14 protein-coding genes are annotated in these 13,954 nt (G+C 60.5%); 11 read left to right on the top strand and 3 right to left on the bottom strand.

The features are described 5' to 3' along the window. From PMI09_RS12575 to PMI09_RS12555, 5 genes are all read left to right on the top strand, one after another. Window positions 1-831, top strand: a complete 831-nt coding sequence (locus tag PMI09_RS12575) for a carbohydrate ABC transporter permease (RefSeq protein WP_007793948.1) — start codon at window positions 1-3, stop codon at window positions 829-831. Between the two features lie 18 nt (window positions 832-849). Next, entirely contained in the window at window positions 850-1,848 is a 999-nt protein-coding gene (locus PMI09_RS12570) for an ABC transporter ATP-binding protein (RefSeq protein WP_007793946.1), read from the top strand. Between the two features lie 107 nt (window positions 1,849-1,955). Further along, the gene (locus tag PMI09_RS12565) at window positions 1,956-3,437 is read left to right on the top strand and encodes a mannitol dehydrogenase family protein (protein ID WP_007793942.1); all 1,482 of its coding nucleotides are present in this window, start codon (window positions 1,956-1,958) and stop codon (window positions 3,435-3,437) included. 83 nt (window positions 3,438-3,520) lie between these two features. Next, complete coding sequence (locus PMI09_RS12560) at window positions 3,521-4,210, top strand: HAD family hydrolase (RefSeq protein WP_007793939.1); 690 nt, start codon at window positions 3,521-3,523, stop codon at window positions 4,208-4,210. Next, on the top strand, window positions 4,210-5,793 hold the full coding sequence (locus tag PMI09_RS12555) for an FGGY-family carbohydrate kinase (protein WP_007793935.1): 1,584 nt from the start codon (window positions 4,210-4,212) through the stop codon (window positions 5,791-5,793). The genes PMI09_RS12560 and PMI09_RS12555 overlap by 1 nt, the downstream gene beginning before the upstream one ends. A 44-nt stretch (window positions 5,794-5,837) precedes the next feature. Here PMI09_RS12555 and PMI09_RS12550 read toward each other — a convergent pair whose 3' ends face one another. Then, window positions 5,838-6,692 carry a MurR/RpiR family transcriptional regulator gene (locus tag PMI09_RS12550; protein ID WP_007793933.1) on the bottom strand — a complete coding sequence of 285 codons (855 nt, stop codon included), beginning with the start codon at window positions 6,690-6,692 and terminating at the stop codon, window positions 5,838-5,840. Window positions 6,693-6,921: 229 nt separating this feature from the next. Between PMI09_RS12550 and PMI09_RS12545 the strand changes: the two genes are divergently transcribed. Beyond that, complete coding sequence (locus PMI09_RS12545; RefSeq protein WP_007793929.1) at window positions 6,922-7,635, top strand: sulfate transporter family protein; 714 nt, start codon at window positions 6,922-6,924, stop codon at window positions 7,633-7,635. Window positions 7,636-7,673: 38 nt separating this feature from the next. Here the strand turns inward: PMI09_RS12545 and nth are convergent, their stop codons facing one another. After that, window positions 7,674-8,456, bottom strand: coding sequence for an endonuclease III (nth, locus tag PMI09_RS12540; protein ID WP_037082959.1), 783 nt, complete (start codon window positions 8,454-8,456; stop codon window positions 7,674-7,676). Window positions 8,457-8,478: 22 nt separating this feature from the next. On the opposite strand from nth, the gene PMI09_RS12535 reads away from it, so the two are divergent. From PMI09_RS12535 to PMI09_RS12525, 3 genes are all read left to right on the top strand, one after another. Beyond that, window positions 8,479-8,976 carry a DUF2244 domain-containing protein gene (locus tag PMI09_RS12535; RefSeq protein ID WP_037082938.1) on the top strand — a complete coding sequence of 166 codons (498 nt, stop codon included), beginning with the start codon at window positions 8,479-8,481 and terminating at the stop codon, window positions 8,974-8,976. A gap of 69 nt (window positions 8,977-9,045) precedes the next feature. Continuing rightward, on the top strand, window positions 9,046-9,918 hold the full coding sequence (locus PMI09_RS12530) for a methylated-DNA--[protein]-cysteine S-methyltransferase (RefSeq protein WP_007793918.1): 873 nt from the start codon (window positions 9,046-9,048) through the stop codon (window positions 9,916-9,918). Window positions 9,919-10,032: 114 nt separating this feature from the next. Beyond that, window positions 10,033-10,512, top strand: a complete 480-nt coding sequence (locus PMI09_RS12525) for a hypothetical protein (protein WP_007793915.1) — start codon at window positions 10,033-10,035, stop codon at window positions 10,510-10,512. 24 nt (window positions 10,513-10,536) lie between these two features. Here the strand turns inward: PMI09_RS12525 and PMI09_RS12520 are convergent, their stop codons facing one another. Further along, window positions 10,537-11,520: a sugar-binding transcriptional regulator gene (locus PMI09_RS12520; protein ID WP_007793912.1), complete on the bottom strand. Its 984-nt coding sequence runs from the start codon at window positions 11,518-11,520 to the stop codon at window positions 10,537-10,539. 298 nt (window positions 11,521-11,818) lie between these two features. On the opposite strand from PMI09_RS12520, the gene tal reads away from it, so the two are divergent. Then, window positions 11,819-12,784 (top strand): transaldolase, encoded by a 966-nt coding sequence (tal, locus tag PMI09_RS12515; protein ID WP_007793909.1) that lies wholly within the window; start codon window positions 11,819-11,821, stop codon window positions 12,782-12,784. A gap of 812 nt (window positions 12,785-13,596) precedes the next feature. Continuing rightward, window positions 13,597-13,954 (top strand): reverse transcriptase domain-containing protein (locus PMI09_RS32200; protein ID WP_007793903.1); only part of this gene is annotated, 358 nt, incomplete at its 3' end.

The following is a 13,954-nucleotide window of genomic DNA, read 5'->3' as shown; positions in this document are numbered from 1 at the left end:
ATGGCTAGAAAGGTCTCAACTCGACGCAAAGTGGTCATGACCGCAGTCGCCTGGGCGCTCGGCATTCTGATCTTCTTCCCGATCCTCTGGACGTTCTTGACGAGCTTCAAGACGGAAGCGGATGCCATCGCCTCACCGCCGCAGTTCCTGTTCTTCCATTGGACGACCGAGAGTTACGCGGAAGTCCAGAGCCGCTCGAACTATCTTGGTCACTTCATGAACTCGGTGATCATTTCCTTTGGCTCGACGCTGATCGGTCTGATCATCGCTATCCCCGCCGCCTGGGCCATGGCGTTTTCGCCGACCAAGCGGACGAAGGATCTTCTGATGTGGATGCTGTCCACGAAGATGATGCCTCCAGTCGGCGCACTCATCCCGATCTACCTGCTGTTTCGCAACTCGGGCCTGCTCGACAGCCGTTTCGGACTGGTGATCGTGCTGACGCTGATCAACCTGCCGATCATCGTGTGGATGCTCTACACCTACTTCAAGGAGATCCCCGGCGAAATCCTAGAAGCCGCCCGGATGGACGGCGCCTCGCTTCTCAAGGAGATCATCTATGTGCTGACGCCGATGGCGGTGCCGGGCATTGCTTCGACACTGCTCCTCAACATCATCCTGGCTTGGAACGAAGCCTTCTGGACGCTGAACCTGAGCGCCTCGAAAGCAGCGCCGCTGACGGCCTTCATCGCATCCTATTCCAGCCCCGAAGGCCTGTTCTACGCCAAGCTTTCGGCGGCCTCCACCATGGCGATCGCCCCGATCCTGATCCTCGGCTGGTTCTCGCAGAAACAACTCGTCCGCGGCCTGACCTTCGGCGCGGTGAAATAAGACATCAGGGAGAGAAACATGGGAAGCATTACCCTTCAGAAAGTTTCGAAGGTCTTCGGTGAAGCCAAGGTCATCCCTTCGATCGACCTCGAGATCAAGGACGGCGAGTTCGTCGTCTTCGTCGGCCCGTCCGGCTGCGGCAAGTCCACCCTGCTCCGATTGATTGCCGGTCTTGAGGATGTCAGCGGCGGCAACATCGTCATTGACGGCAGGGATGCAACGGAAAAGGCTCCGTCGGAACGCGGGCTCGCGATGGTCTTCCAGTCCTATGCGCTCTATCCGCACATGAGCGTGCGCAACAACATCGCCTTCCCCCTCAAGATGGCCGGCGTCGACAAGGCGGAGATCGACAGGAAAGTCGCCGACGCCGCACGCGTTCTAAACCTGACGGACTATCTCGAGCGCAAGCCGCGCCAGCTTTCGGGTGGTCAGCGCCAGCGCGTCGCGATCGGCCGCGCCATCGTGCGCCAGCCGTCGGCCTTCCTGTTCGACGAGCCACTCTCGAACCTTGATGCCGCGCTTCGCGTCAACATGCGCCTCGAGATCAGCGAGCTGCATCAGCAGCTGAAGACGACGATGATTTACGTCACCCACGACCAGGTCGAAGCCATGACCATGGCCGACAAGATCGTCGTGCTGAACCGCGGCAATATCGAGCAGGTCGGTTCGCCGCTGGAGCTCTATCACAAACCGCGCAACCTCTTCGTCGCGGGCTTCATCGGCTCGCCGAAGATGAACTTCGTCAAGGGCCAGTATTCCGCCCAGTTCGGCGCGCCCACGATCGGCGTACGACCGGAGCATGTGTTGTTGTCGACCGAAAGCGGCGACTGGAAGGGCAAGGTGATGGTCGCCGAACATCTCGGCGCGGATACCTTCCTGCATGTCGATGTCGAAGGCATCGGCCATGTCACGGCGCGTGGCGGTGGCGACTTCCCGGCAAAGGCCGGCGATGCTGTTTATCTGACGCCCGACAAAACACGGATCCACAAATTCAACGAAGGCGGCCTCGCCATCTGAGCGCATTGTTGCCGGGTTGGGGACGAAAGAGCAACGCCGGACAAGGTGCCCGGCGTGCCGATGCCGGGGTCATAGCCGATCCCGAAGACCTTCAAGAGGACTGAAACATGACGTGCAAATTATCGCTGGCAACGCTTTCCGAGGCGGCAAAGACAGCCGCCGTACCAACCTACGAGCGGGCGTCGCTGAAGGCGGGCATCGTGCACTTCGGGGTGGGCAATTTCCACCGTGCCCACCAGGCGATCTATCTCGACGACCTTTTCAATCAGGGTCAGGATCATGATTGGGCGATCATCGGGGCCGGTATTCTCCCCTCCGATGCGGCCATGCGCGAAAAGCTTGCTGCGCAGGACTTCCTGACCACGGTCGTCGAGCAGGACAACAACAAGACGGCCGCACGCATCACCGCGCCGATGATCGATATTCTGCCTGTCGGCGACGCCAAGGCGATCATTGCCAAGCTTGCCGATCCCGCAATCCGCATCGTTTCGATGACGATCACCGAAGGCGGCTATTTCATCGATGCATCCGGCAAGTTCAATCCGGGTCACCGGGCGATCGCCGCCGATGGCCAGAACCCCGCCGACCCGAAAACCGTCTTCGGCCTTATTGTCGCCGGGCTCAAGGCGCGCAAGGAGAAGGGCATCGTGCCTTTCACCGTCATGTCCTGCGACAACATTCCGCATAACGGCGTCGTGACCTCGAACGCCGTTGTCGGCACAGCACGGCTTTCAGATCCCGCCTTCGCCGACTGGATCAAGTCGAACGTCGCCTTCCCGAACGCCATGGTGGACCGCATCACGCCGGCAACGGGGCAGCGGGAAATCGATCTTTTGAAGGATGCCTTCGGCATCGAGGACAACTGGCCCGTCTATTGCGAAGAGTTCAAGCAGTGGGTGCTGGAAGACAAGTTCACCGCAGGGCGTCCAGCGCTGGAGAAGGTGGGTGTGACGTTCGTGCCGGATGTGACGCCTTACGAGCACATGAAAATCCGGATTCTGAACGGCGGACATGCCGCGATTGCCTATCCGGCAGCGCTGATGGACATCCATTTCGTGCACGATTCGATGGAAGATCCACTGATCCGGGCCTTCCTCGCCAAGCTGGAAAAAGAAGAGATCATTCCGATCGTTCCGCCGGTCCCCAATATTTCGCTGACGGACTACTTCGCGCTGATCGAGCACCGACTGCTCAATCCGAAAATTGCCGATACGATCCCGCGTCTGGCGCAGGACGGGTCGAACCGGCAGCCGAAGTTCATTCTGCCGTCGACGCTCGACAATCTGAACCAGGGCAGGGATGTCGTCGGCCTGGCGCTGGTTTCGGCGCTGTGGTGCCGCTACTTCGCGGGAAAGACGGACAGCGGCAAGGACATCGCCTTCAACGACGCGAGCGCCGACCGGCTGCGTGCTGCAGCTTTGAAGGCCAAGAATGATCCGATGGCGTTCCTCGCCTTCGACGACATCTTCGGCGAGGTGTCGAAATCCGAGCTGTTCTGCAAGCGCTTTGCCCACGCATTGAAAACCCTGTGGGAAAAGGGCACGCGTGAAACCCTGCAGCTTTATCTCGACAACAAACTTGCTGTGTAAGGATCTGTGGCGGCATTCCTGCCGCCGCCTCCGCCCCGTCCGGTGGATGGAAACTTCCTGCACCAACTGCGATTGGGTCTGCCATGGCTGAGGCTGAAACACGGCTGGTCATTTTCGATTGCGATGGCGTTCTTGTCGACAGCGAGCCGATCTCGGTGAGTGTCCTCGTCAAGGCGATGAACGATCTTAACGTCCCGATCACCGAGGAAGAGGTCTACGGTCGTTTTCTCGGGCGAAGTCTCGCAACTGTGATCGAGACGATGAAGACTGAATACAACGTCCATCCGGGCCAGGAGTTTCTCGAGCAGATTCGCACCGATCTCTACGCGCGGTTTCGCAAGGAGTTGAAGCCGATGGATGGGGTTGCCGAAACGATCGATCGGCTCGGCGTTCCCTGTTGTGTCGCCTCTTCCAGCCAGGTCGAGCGCATCCGCTTGTCGCTGACGGTCACCGGTTTGATCGACCGGCTGCCTGATATCTTCAGCGCCACGATGGTCAAGCACGGCAAGCCGGCGCCCGACCTCTTCCTGCATGCGGCGCGGGAAATGAACGTCGATCCTGCGAATTGCGTCGTCGTCGAAGACAGCCCCGCTGGCATCGAAGCGGCGAAGGCTGCAGGCATGAGGGTGTTTGCCTTCACGGGCGGTTCGCACGCCAATTTTTCCGGCTATCGCGCTGAACTTGACCGGCTTTCTCCCGAAGCCGTGTTTGACGCGATGCCGGATTTGATCCACCTTGTCCGCAAACATAAGCAGGACGGGATGCACCTTTAATGCCTCAGCATGTGGTTGCGGTCGATATCGGCACGGGCAGTGCGCGCGCCGGCGTCTTCGACGCTCGCGGTGCGTTGCTGGGCAAGGCCGAACACCCGATCATCATGAACAGGCCGCGTGAGAACCACGCCGAACACGATTCCGAAGACATCTGGTCGGCGGTCTGCATTGCGGTGCGCAAGGCGATGGAGCAATCGGGTGCGGCACCTGCATCGGTGGGCGCGATCGGCTTCGACGCCACCTGTTCGCTCGTCGTGCGCGATGTCGACGGTGGTCAGATCAGCGTTTCGACAGGTGGCGAACGACGCTTCGACACGATCGTCTGGCTCGACCACCGGGCGCTGAAGGAAGCCGATTTCTGCACGGCGACGGAGCATCCGGTGCTGGAGCATTGCGGGCATTTCATGTCGCCGGAAATGGAAATGCCGAAGCTGATGTGGTTGAAGAAGAAGCTGCCTGGCACCTGGATGAACACCGGCTATCTGTTCGACCTCGCCGATTTCATGACCTGGAAGGCGACCGGCGCGCTTGCGCGGTCACGCTGCACGCTGACGGCCAAGTGGAACTATCTCGCACATCTGGACAAGGGATGGCAGAAGGACTTCCTCGAGCAGGTCGGGCTTGGTGACCTATTGGAACGCGGGCGGCTGCCGGAGGAAACAGTGCCGGTCGGCAAGAGCGTCGGAACGTTGACGCAGGAAGCCGCCTCGGCGCTTGGATTGACGACGGCTTGCCATGTCTCCGCAGGCATGATCGATGCCTATGCCGGGGCGCTGGGCACGCTTGGCGGCGAAGCGCAGGATGTCCACCGGCTGGAACGCCAACTGGCGCTCATTGCCGGCACGTCGAGCTGTATCGTGTCCTTCTCGCGCGAGCGCAAGCCGAGCCACGGCATGTGGGGCCCGTATTACGAAGTTGTCTTTCCGGAATCCTGGCTGGTCGAGGCGGGGCAATCGGCAACGGGCGCGTTGCTCGATCATATCGTGCGGATGCACGCGGCTGGCGGCGAACCGACTGCGGCGCTGCACCAGAAGATCGTCCTCCGCATTGCGCAGCTTCGCGCCGAGGAGGGGGACGAATTCGGCGCCCGCATCTTCGTCCTGCCCGATTTTCACGGCAACCGCTCGCCGCTTGCCGACCCGCATGCCGTCGGCGGTATCAGCGGCCTGACGCTCGACACCTCGTTCGACGGGCTCTGCGCGCTCTATTGGCGCACCGCCGTGGCGATCGCGCTGGGGATCCGCCACATCCTCGAGCGGATGAAGGAGTATGGCTATGTGCCAGACACCTTGCATGTCGCGGGCGGCCATGTGAAGAACCCCGTGCTGATGGAGCTCTATTCGGATGCAACCGGCTGCAAGGTCGTGGTGCCGAAGATGAATGAGGCGGTGCTGCTGGGCACGGCGATGGCCGCTTCCGTCGCGTGCGGTCTCTATGGTGATCTTGCGGAAGCAGGGTCGGCCATGTATCCGGGCGGCGAAGAACAGCTGCCGGATGCGGCCAAACAGGCCCTTTACGACCGCGACTATCGCAGATTGCTCGCCATGTACCGCCACCGCGCCGAACTGGAGGCGATGGAGTAGGCGCCTAGATGGTGTAACGGGCCGAGCTCCGCCCGTTACACCATCTAGCGGTTTCCGCTCTCTCCGAGCACGCTGCCGAATTCGGCCATGCGGCGGGTGCGGGCGCTCGCTTCTTCGCCGGCAGCGGCGATGACGGCCTCCGACAGACAGTCGAGCAGGCCCATCAGCGGCGGCAGGTTGTCGTCGTCCTCAGACCGGGCAGGGGGGAGAGCGAGCACGAGATTGGCCTGATCCGGAATCCAGTTGGCGCCTTGTGCGGTAATCAAGATGACCTTGTATCCGTAGCGCCGTGCCGTCCGGGCCAGCAACCGGGCTTTACCGAAGCGGCGGCTGTCGATCACGATCAGCAAGGCGTCCTTGCCGTCCAGCCGTGCGAAAAGCTCGGCAAAACGGCTGCCCGTTCCGTCAAGCGCACGAACGCCATCTCGGGCGTGCGTCAATCGCTGGGCAAAGTGGGATGCAAAGCCGGATAATCGCGCATGCGTGGCGACGAAGATCTCCCGCGCGGCAGCGATCATCGACACGGCTTCGCTCCACTGCGGCTGGCCCGTCAAGTGGTAGATATGGTGCAGCGCCTGAATTTGCTCGGAAACGAGAACGGCCAGCGGCTTGCCGGCGGAGGCGTCGGTCTGCAGTTGTGTGAACGATGCCTGCAACTGCGTGGGCGAAATGGTGTTGGTCTCGCGGATATGGATTTTGACGCTATCGAGTCCCTGATAGCCGAGCGCGCGAAGAAAACGGCCCACCGTCATGGGACTCAAGTCCAGCCGGTCGGCAACGGAAGCCGCGGTTTCAAAGGGGAGGTCGTTCAGATGTTCAGAAAAATATTTCGCGATTCGTCGTTCGGCCGGGGTGCCGGACTTGGCATATTGGCGGAGTTTCTGGACAAAATCTTCCACGTCAGCCGTCCTGATCTTCCCGGAAGCATTTCTCGGATATGCAGGGCAACCCTTGTCGTTTGCAACTATTCCGGAAGCTGCGTCTCAGGATCAAACAATCTTAGTTGATAAATTACTATATATTAACATAGGTTTCCCGACAAGTTTTGGGTCAATTGGTGGGGTTTATTTCAGCCTTGCCGTTCAAAGTTCCGATTCCTACATGGTTGTTGCAACCGGAGACCTCAGAATGATCTTTCAGGCCGCTCGCCTATCCGTCATCAATCTTTTTGCGGCGGAAACACGCTCAGTCTTCTGGAAGGTGCTAGGGCTCACTCTTCTGGTGCTTGCCGGGCTCTGGCTGGCGCTGCGTAGTGCTTTTATATCGTTTGTCTTCCCGTGGATTGCCAACTTTTTTCCTGCCATGCCGGATTGGGCGGGGTGGCTCGGCTTCGTGTTTGCGATCGCTGCCGGCATCGGACTTGCGCTTGGGTTGGCGCTGTTGCTGTCACCGGTGACGGCGCTGATTGCCGGTCTGTTTCTCGACGATGTGGCGGAGGTGGTAGAAAAGCGGGACTATCCCTCGGATCCGCCCGGCACAGCGATGCCGCTCGGCCCGGCGCTCGCAAGCTCTGTCAAGTTTCTCGGTGTCGTCATCCTTGGCAATGTCGTCGCGCTCTTCCTGCTCTTCGTGCCGGGCATCAATCTGATCGCCTTCTTCCTGGTCAACGGCTACCTGCTCGGCCGCGAATTCTTCGAGTTTGCCGCGATGCGGTTCCGTTCGCCGCAGCAGGCAAGAGCGTTCCGCGCCAAGCATGCGGCGACAGTCTTCCTCGCGGGGCTTGTCATTGCCGCCTTCCTTGCCATCCCGATCGTCAATTTGCTGACGCCGCTCTTCGCCGCAGGATTGATGGTGCATCTACACAAGCTGATTTCCCGTGAGGATCCGGGACTTCGCAGCTAAGGGGCAGGTGGAGCATGCCGAAGTCTGCGCCTCCAGGCTTACCAGATGGCCTCTCCAATCACTTGGCGCGGTAGTTCGACCAACGGCGCCGGCACGTCGCAGGTCTTCTCGGGCGACTTGCAGATGTCGGCAATGACGCAGCGCTCGCATTCCGGCTTGCGCGCCTTGCAGGTGTAGCGACCATGCAGGATCAGCCAGTGGTGGGCATGATAGAGGTAGTGCCTCGGCACCACCTTCATCAGCCGTTCCTCGACCTCGTCGGGCGTTTTGCCCGGTGCCAGCTTGATGCGGTTGGCGATACGGAAAATATGCGTATCCACCGCCATCGTCGCCTGGCCGAAAGCCATGGATAGCACGACGTTGGCGGTCTTGCGGCCGACACCGGGCAGCGTCACCAGCTCGTCGCGTGTCTGCGGCACGACGCTACCGAACTTATCGACCAGCATCCGCGAGAGAGCGATGACGTTCTTTGCCTTGTTTCGATAGAGGCCGATCGTCTTGATGTAGTCGCGTACCCGCTCCTCACCAAGCGCCAACATTTTCTCGGGCGTGTCGGCGATCTTGAAGAGTGCCCGCGTAGCCTTGTTGACGCCTGCGTCCGTCGCCTGGGCGGAAAGGGCGACGGCGACGACAAGCGTGAACGGGTTCGTGTGCTCCAGTTCGCCCTTTGGCTCCGGGCGTTGGATGGAGAAGCGGCGGAATATCTCCTCGCGCTCGGCTTCGGAATAGACGGAGCGGGCTGTTGCCGGCTTCTTCCCGCGAACGATCACTTTTGAGTTGTGCGGCGATGTGGCAGCGGATTTGAGTTTCGGAGTTGACATGGAAAATCTATACTTGGCAGCCATGATGGAAGGCAACGCCGATCAAGCCAACGAAGAACCTGTTTTTGCCGCCGAGCTTTTTCCGTACCGGTCGCTCGGCCGCAAGGGTTTCAAGGTGTTGCTGCTTCTGACCGGCGCGGTGTGCTCGATGTACGGCATGTTCTTCGTGGCAACAGGTGCCTGGCCGATCGGCTTCTTCTTCGGGCTGGATTTTCTGCTGCTCTACGGCGCCTTCTGGCTGAACTACCGTTCCGGCCGGGTGCGGGAGGAGGTGACGGTGTCGCGTAGCGATATTTCGGTGCGCAAGTTCGCGCCCTCCGGTCGGATGGTCGAGCACCACTTCAATCCATTCTGGACCCGCTTCTTCGTCCGCCGGCATCAGGAAATCGGCATCCTTTCCATGTATATCTCAGGCGAGGGAAGGGGCACGGATATCGGTTCCTTCCTCAATCCGGATGACCGCGAGAGCTTCGCCCTGGCCTTCAAACGGGCGCTTGCCACCGTCAAACAGCGGATCTGACCGGCCCGCAAGAATCGGGTGGCTTGTGATCGCTCCCTTGACTATCTCCTTGGTACAAGGAGAAAGATCATGAACATGGTAGCCAAGCTGAACAACGACATCACGCCCGATGGCTCTGATTACGAAACCGTGCGCCAGGTGATCGAACTCATCACCGAGGACTATCGCGATCAGCCGTCTCTCGAAACGATCGCGGCACGGCTCGGCCAATCGCCGACGCAGCTGCAGAAGACATTCACGCGGTGGGCGGGTCTGTCTCCGAAGGCATTCCTGCAGGCCGTCACGCTCGATCACGCAAAGCGGCTTCTCCGCGAGGAAGCGATGCCATTGCTGGAGACCTCGATCGAGGTCGGGCTCTCCGGCCCCAGCCGCTTGCACGATCTTTTCGTGACGCATGAGGCGATGTCGCCGGGCGAATGGAAGGCCAAGGGCGGCGGGCTGACAATCCGCTACGGCTTCCATCCTTCGCCATTCGGCGTTGCACTTGTGATGGCTACCGACCGCGGCCTCGCGGGGCTTGCCTTCAGCAATCACGGCGACGAGGCGGCTTGTCTTGACGATATGACATGCCGCTGGCCGAATGCGACCTATGTCCAGGATACCGAAGCGACAGCGCCCTATGCCGAGCGGATATTCGAGCCAGGCCGCTGGACGTCGGACCAACCGCTGCGCGTCGTGCTGATCGGCACTGATTTCCAGGTGCAGGTATGGGAAAGCTTGTTGAAGATCCCCTTCGGCAAGGCCGTGACCTACAGTGATATCGCCAACGATATCGGGCGGCCAAAAGCGATGCGCGCCGTCGGCGCTGCGGTCGGTGCGAATCCGATTTCGTTCGTTGTCCCCTGCCATCGGGCGGTCGGCAAGGGTGGCGCCCTGACCGGCTATCACTGGGGTCTTACCCGCAAGCGTGCGATCCTGGGCTGGGAAGCGGCGCACGCGTGATCACGGCGACGCATCTATCCAATCTGTGGATACGCTTCCTCCCTCGAGAGCCCTGCCATCAAAAACTCAGGAATCGCCGGTTTGATTCCGTGGCTGGGACTCGCGGAGGCGGAAATGAACCCTGGAGAAAAGCCATGCAAGGTCATCGGCATTGCCGTTGCCCTGCTCGCGATGTCGTTGGTCCCAGCCTGGGCCAGCTGCAAATCGGCGATGAGTAGCCCGCAATGGCCGGATGTCGCGCGAGCGATATCGACCGCGCAGTTGTGTGAGCAACTTCCCGTAGGACCCAATCGAACCAGCAGTTTCAAGGTTGTGTCCGCAGATGTCTGTTCGACGGGAGACAGTCTCGCATCCATCAAGGCAACAGCGCTTTTGACCTGCGAGACCGGCGATGACGCGCTCTTTCAGATGGAGCCGGTGGAGGGCAAGGTTGTGGCCACTGTCTCCCTCGATGTGGGGGCATGCAGGATCACGGACACCCACATCGAAATCGATGGTGAGATCGGAAGCCTGTTATCGAGATTGCCGGATACCCAGGATTTCGGGCGTAACTGGGCACAATCGCAATTGACGCGCCTGTGCCAGCTGCGGTGACGATAACCGCGTGTCGGCAAGCCGTTAGGCAGTCTCCGCCAGTTCGAGCAGAGCCTTGGCGGCGCTTTCGTCGGTGATCAGTGTGTTGCAGCCGATCCGCTTGATGGTGGCCCGGATGGCCACGGCCCGATGCGCGCCGCCCGATGACAGCACGATATGTTTGGCCTTCTTCAAGGTATCAAGGTCCACTGACATGACGCGACTGTTGATCGAGTGATCGACCGTGTTGCCGTCCTTGTCGAGGAAGTTGAACATGGTGTCGCAGACGCAGCCGGCGTCGATCAACTGTTCCAGTTCGGCTTTCGAGATCCATCCCTCCGACAGAGAGGTTGAGTGCGGGCCGATATCGCCGCAGCTGACGATCGCAAGATCCAGTGCTTCCGCCAGCCGATAGATCGTGTCCAGCCCGCATTTCTCGACAAGGTTTCGTTTCGTCTCGGTCGAATCCACCAGAAGCGGAGCGAGGAACATGTAGCACTCCGCGCCGAGCTGGCTTGCGAGCCGCCAGGTGTAGTCGATCGGGTTCGTCTGGTGGACGGCGACGACGCCGCCGAGCAGAGAGACGACCTTGCAATTGTCGCGCCGAGGCGGCCGGAAACTGGAGAGCGAGGCGGTCATGGTGCGGCCCCAGCCGACGCCGATCGTGTAATCGTCGGGAATGGCTTCGGAGAGAAACTGTCCAAGCGCAAGCCCGACGCTTTTGGCAAGCGAGTTGGCGTCGGGGTGTGCGGGTGCGGGGACGACGATCGCCTCGTCAAGGCCATAGGCGCGCTCGAGCTTGACCGACAGTTCGACACAGTCACCGATCGAGTCGTTGATCCAGATCTGCACTTCGCTCCGCTTCATGGCCTCGTCGAGCAGGCGAATAACAGTCGTGCGGCTGATGCCGAGCTGTTCTGCGACATCCTTCTGCGTCAAGCCCTGATTGTAATAGAGCCAGGCGGCACGCAGCCTGAGAGAGGATGCCTCAGAATAAGCCGTGTGCGTACCGCGTTTGAGCTTGACCACATCTCCTCCGGAGCGAATTGCGCCCTAGATCTACCATCAAGCCAGGACAGGTTCGTTGTTCCGCCCGATAATGACGGGTGTGACACTTATGTCAATTGAAATGCACAAATGTCCTTGACATATCTAGTCAGGAATAGCGATAGTCGCCGCGAAGAAGGCGCCCCGGGCGTGCGAAGAGGTGCGATCGACCGTCCCTCAGGTTTGTAGGTCGTTTGAGTAAGACGATCGCCTGTTCGTAGATGATTTCGCCGGTCCAATACGCGCCGGCTCATAGCTCAAGTCAAAAGGACCAGTGACCATGACATCCAAGCTTGACCAACTCCGCGAGATTACCACGGTCGTTGCCGATACCGGTGACATCGAGGCTGTTGCCCGTCTGAAGCCGGTCGATTGCACCACGAACCCAAGCATCGTGCTGAAGGCACTCGGCACGCCGATGTTCGCAGACACGGTAAAGGAAGCCGTAGCCTGGGGTAAGAAGCAGGGCGGCAATCCAGAGGCCGTTTCCGCGGCCGTTGCCGATCGTCTGGCGATTTCCGTCGGCGCCGCCCTTGTGAAGCTCGTTCCGGGCCGTGTGTCGACCGAAGTCGATGCGGACCTCTCTTTCGATACCGAAGCGTCGCTTGCCAAAGCACGTTCCATCATCGCTGCCTACAAGGAACGCGGCATCGAGCGCGACCGCATTCTCATCAAACTGGCTTCGACCTGGGAAGGCATTCGTGCAGCGGAAATCCTGCAGAAGGAAGGCATCGACTGCAACCTGACGCTGCTCTTCTCGAAGGCCCAGGCGGTTGCTTGCGCCGACGCCAACGTGTTTCTGATCTCACCCTTCGTCGGCCGCATTCTCGACTGGTACAAGAAGTCGACAGGCAAGGAATTCACGCCTGAGGAAGATCCGGGTGTCCTCTCCGTCCGCGACATCTACAACTATTACAAGGCCAACGACATCAAGACGATCGTCATGGGCGCGTCGTTCCGCAGCGCTGGTGAAATCGAGGCGCTGGCCGGTTGCGATCGCCTGACGATCGCGCCGAACCTGCTCGACGAACTCTCCAACGACCAAGGCAAACTCGAGCGCAAGCTCTCGCTCGATGGGACGAAGCCTGCGCCGAAGATCACGATCGATGAAAAGACCTTCCGCTGGATGATGAACGAAGACGCGATGGCGACCGAAAAGCTCGCCGAAGGCATTCGCGCTTTCGCCAAGGACCTCGGCACGCTGCGCGGTATGGTCCAGAAGGAACTGCAGCTCGCGGCCGCTTGAGGCTTTCGAGTATTGGATTGAGAAAAGGGCGGCGCCATCGGCACCGCCCTTTTTCGTTGTGCGCCAGGCATGGCGCGTGGTGTGAGGGCACCGTTTGACCTGGATGGTATCCGGTCGATGACTTGGAGGTGCAAGTCCTCTGCGGGCCCTGGTGATGGGAACCGCTAGCCGAACAGCAAGGGCGTCGTCGCGAGGCGGGGTCTGAAGGAAGTTGTAAGCAAAGTGCCGGCCTGACGAACAGGAAGCGCATATGAGGCGTCCGCATCCGGGCGAGGGAGCAATGAAGCCCGAAGCCCGATACCACCCGGAGGGTGCGGCCGTAGATGCGCCAGGTATGTGGCACGAAGGTCACGCGTCTTACCCTGGGAGGTCTGCCGACCTGCCTCTGGCGACAGATGTGCTACCGGCGTCGCAAGGCGCCGGGATGGGGCGGCAGGAGTCAGCAGATGCCGTAGTAGCCGGACCAAGCGGCGAAGGGCTGAACATGGAGTGCCGGACGGAGGCCGGTCTTTCGATGGTGAGAACAGACGCAGAAGACGGAGTTGAGATGCTCCGTGCCCAAGCTGGGAGTAGCGGCCGGAAGTCGCGAGGGCAGGTCTTGGGTGCATCAGACACCACGGCAGGACCGTTATCCTCTCGACCGGAGGCGAATGAGCGACTGATGGAGATGATCCTCAGCCGCGAGAACATGATGGCGGCTTACCGCCAAGTGATGGCGAACAAGGGTGCGCCGGGCATCGATAAGATGTCTGTCGAGCAATTGAAGCCATACCAATGCGGAGCATTGGCCGCGCATCAGGGAAGACCTGCTGGTGGACGGCTACAGACCGGCGCCGGTGGGCGGGGTGGAAATCCCCAAGCCCGGCGGTAAAGGGATGCGGCAATTGGGCATCCCGACCTGTCTAGATCGGCTGATCCAGCAGGCGATGCATCAGGTGCTGATGCCGATCTTCGCCCCGGATTTCTCCCCCTCCTCCTACGGCTTCCGGCCGGGGCGGAGCGCTCACGACGCGGTTCTCGCCGCTCGGTCACATGTGGCCGACGGTCGCCGTTTCGTGGTCGATCTTGATCTGGAGAAGTTCTTTGACCGAGTGAACCACGATGTCCTGATGGCACGCGTGGCACGCAAGGTCACCGACAAGCGGGTGCTGCGACTGATCCGTCGCTACC

The organism is Rhizobium sp. CF122, from assembly GCF_000282035.1.
Classification (GTDB): domain Bacteria; phylum Pseudomonadota; class Alphaproteobacteria; order Rhizobiales; family Rhizobiaceae; genus Rhizobium.
The sequence above is the reverse complement of the archived record's forward strand: the minus strand, read 5'-3'. Positions and strand labels throughout refer to the sequence as shown.

Bases quoted from the DNA above. Each gene is read 5' to 3' on its own strand.
- PMI09_RS12575 (WP_007793948.1), top strand. From the start codon at position 1: ATGGCTAGAAAGGTCTCAACTCGACGCAAAGTGGTCATGACCGCAGTC.
- PMI09_RS12570 (WP_007793946.1), top strand. From the start codon at position 850: ATGGGAAGCATTACCCTTCAGAAAGTTTCGAAGGTCTTCGGTGAAGCC.
- PMI09_RS12565 (WP_007793942.1), top strand. From the start codon at position 1,956: ATGACGTGCAAATTATCGCTGGCAACGCTTTCCGAGGCGGCAAAGACA.
- PMI09_RS12560 (WP_007793939.1), top strand. From the start codon at position 3,521: ATGGCTGAGGCTGAAACACGGCTGGTCATTTTCGATTGCGATGGCGTT.
- PMI09_RS12555 (WP_007793935.1), top strand. From the start codon at position 4,210: ATGCCTCAGCATGTGGTTGCGGTCGATATCGGCACGGGCAGTGCGCGC.
- PMI09_RS12545 (WP_007793929.1), top strand. From the start codon at position 6,922: ATGATCTTTCAGGCCGCTCGCCTATCCGTCATCAATCTTTTTGCGGCG.
- nth (WP_037082959.1), bottom strand. From the start codon at position 8,456: ATGTCAACTCCGAAACTCAAATCCGCTGCCACATCGCCGCACAACTCA.
- PMI09_RS12535 (WP_037082938.1), top strand. From the start codon at position 8,479: ATGATGGAAGGCAACGCCGATCAAGCCAACGAAGAACCTGTTTTTGCC.
- PMI09_RS12530 (WP_007793918.1), top strand. From the start codon at position 9,046: ATGAACATGGTAGCCAAGCTGAACAACGACATCACGCCCGATGGCTCT.
- PMI09_RS12525 (WP_007793915.1), top strand. From the start codon at position 10,033: ATGAACCCTGGAGAAAAGCCATGCAAGGTCATCGGCATTGCCGTTGCC.
- tal (WP_007793909.1), top strand. From the start codon at position 11,819: ATGACATCCAAGCTTGACCAACTCCGCGAGATTACCACGGTCGTTGCC.